Annotated in this window: 2 protein-coding genes; both read right to left on the bottom strand. The window is 73.3% G+C overall.

Annotation, left to right across the window (positions count from 1 at the left end; translation table 11 throughout):
- Window positions 1-166: 166 nt before the first annotated feature.
- On the bottom strand, window positions 167-1,672 hold the full coding sequence (locus tag ACIGG8_RS33020; RefSeq protein ID WP_396552345.1) for a DEAD/DEAH box helicase: 1,506 nt from the start codon (window positions 1,670-1,672) through the stop codon (window positions 167-169).
- 371 nt (window positions 1,673-2,043) lie between these two features.
- Entirely contained in the window at window positions 2,044-2,247 is a 204-nt protein-coding gene (locus ACIGG8_RS33015; RefSeq protein WP_045694210.1) for a cold-shock protein, read from the bottom strand.
- Between the last annotated feature and the right edge of the window lie 6 nt (window positions 2,248-2,253).

The raw sequence follows: 2,253 nt of genomic DNA, 5'->3' as shown, positions 1-2,253 counted from the left end.
GCTACGCCGCCACCACTAGTACGGGTAAACCAGAGGCCCCCCTCCGGCCCCGCCGCCCCCCCCCCCCCCCCCCGCGACGGCCCGCCCCCTACGAACGGGCGTGCTCCGCCGCCGGGCAAGCGGTCGCCACCGCGGTCGCCACCGCCCCTGACGCGGATCCGTGGTGCTACACGGCGAGGGTGGATCGTCGGGGCGCCCGGCGGCGGCCGGAGCCCTGGTTGTCGCGACCGGAGGCGGCCGGCGTGTCGCCCGCGGTGTGGGCGGGGCGGGGGCGGCGCGCGGACGGGCTGCGGCGCGGCCGCTCGATGACGGGGTCGGGGATCACGGTGGGGATGCCGGTGGGCACGCGGGCACCGGTGATGCGGGCCAGGTCCTCGCCGCCGGCGCTGACCCTGGTGGTGACGGGGGTGATGGCGGCCGTTGTCATCAGGCGGGCCATCGCGCGGCGCTGGTTGGGCAGCACCAGCGTGACGACGGTGCCGGACTCACCCGCCCGGGCGGTGCGGCCGCCCCGGTGGAGGTAGTCCTTGTGGTCGACCGGCGGGTCCAGGTTGACGACGAGGTCGAGCCCGTCGACGTGGATGCCGCGGGCGGCGACATTGGTCGCGATCAACGCGGTCACCTGGCCGGTGCGGAACTGCTCCAGAGTGCGGGTGCGTTGCGGTTGGAGCTTGCCGCCGTGCAGGGCCGCGGCCTTCACACCGTTCGCCAGCAGGTCCTCCACCAGGCGGTCCGCGCCGTGCCTGGTGTCGGTGAACATGATCACCCTGCCGTCGCGGGACGCGATGTGGGCGATCGTGGCGTTCTTGTCAAAGTTCTGAACGTGCAGCACGTGGTGCTCCATGGTGCTGACCGCCCCCGCGGACGGGTCCACCGAGTGGGTGACCGGGTCCTTGAGGAAGCGCCGCACCAGGCGGTCGACGTTGCGGTCCAGGGTGGCGGAGAACAGCATGGTCTGGCCGCCTTCGGCGACCTGGTCGAGGAGCTCGGTGACGTGCGGCAGGAACCCCATGTCGGCCATCTGGTCGGCTTCGTCGAGCACGGTGACGCCGACCCCGTCGAGCCGGCAGTCACCCCGCTGGATCAGGTCCTTGAGCCGGCCCGGGGTGGCGACCACGACCTCCGCGCCACGGTTCAGCACCCATGCCTGGCGGCTCATCGACGCCCCGCCCACCACGGTCGCCATCCGCAGGCGCACCGCGTGGGCGTAGGGGGTGAGGGCTTCGGTGACCTGCTGCGCGAGCTCGCGGGTGGGGACCAGCACCAGGGCCAGCGGACGGCGCGGCTCGGCCCTGTGCCCGGCGGTGCGGGCCAGCACGGCGAGGCCGAACGCGATCGTCTTCCCGGAGCCGGTGCGGCCTCGTCCGAGGACGTCACGGCCGGCCAGCGAGTTCGGCAGGGTTTCGGCCTGGATCGGGAACGGCGCGGTGACACCCCGGCGGGCCAGCACCGGCAGCAGCGCCTTCGGCATGTCCAGCTCCTCGAAGGACACGGCGGCCGGAAGCGCCGGGGTGGTGCTCACCGGCATCGCGAACTCGCCCGGCGCCGACGGGCCCCGGCCGACGCTGCGGCCGGAGGGGCGCCGGCCCTGGGCGGCCCGGGTGCCGGGGAAGGAACCGCCGCCGGAACGGGAGCCGGCGTTCTGGTAGGGGGAGCGACTGGAGCGGTTCATGCAGGAGCCTTCCTCGGGGCGGCACGTCACGAGGAAGGCTCCGTGGCGCGGGGCGTCGGCGGAGACCGCGAGGAAACGGGCCGGAAGTGTGACGGTCGGAGCGTGGACGGTGGAACCGTGCGGCACGTCACCTGAGGCCGGCGCTCACCACACGGTGCGGGAGCGAACGACCTCGAACCGTGAGCTGCCACGGCAGGGCGCCGGTCGGGACGCGGCGCCGTGTCTCGCGCGGGGGGTGACCGCCGCCGCGGAGTCGGAGTCAGGGGGCCTGAGCGGCCGGGAGCGCGTCGTGGCGCAATGCCAAGGGGCCCGCACCGGGCGTGTGCGCGGTGCGGGCCCCTCGCTGCTTGGCGGGTGCCGTGGCAGAAGAACTACAGCGGGCGAATGTTCTCGGCCTGCGGGCCCTTCTGGCCCTGCGTGACGTCGAACTCGACCTTCTGGCCCTCAAGCAGCTCACGGAAGCCGTTGGCGTTGATGTTCGAGTAGTGGGCGAAGACGTCCGGGCCGCCACCCTCCTGCTCGATGAAGCCGAAGCCCTTTTCCGAGTTGAACCACTTCACAGTGCCATTAGCCATTAAGAA

Origin of the sequence: Kitasatospora sp. NPDC085464 (assembly GCF_044541955.1) — a bacterium.
Lineage (GTDB): Bacteria > Actinomycetota > Actinomycetes > Streptomycetales > Streptomycetaceae > Kitasatospora.
This window is presented reverse-complemented; position numbering and strand designations above follow the sequence as displayed.

What these genes read in the sequence shown, in the direction of transcription:
- ACIGG8_RS33015 (WP_045694210.1), bottom strand. Translation starts at nt 2,247, where the DNA reads ATGGCTAATGGCACTGTGAAGTGGTTCAACTCGGAAAAGGGCTTCGGC.
- ACIGG8_RS33020 (WP_396552345.1), bottom strand. Translation starts at nt 1,672, where the DNA reads ATGAACCGCTCCAGTCGCTCCCCCTACCAGAACGCCGGCTCCCGTTCC.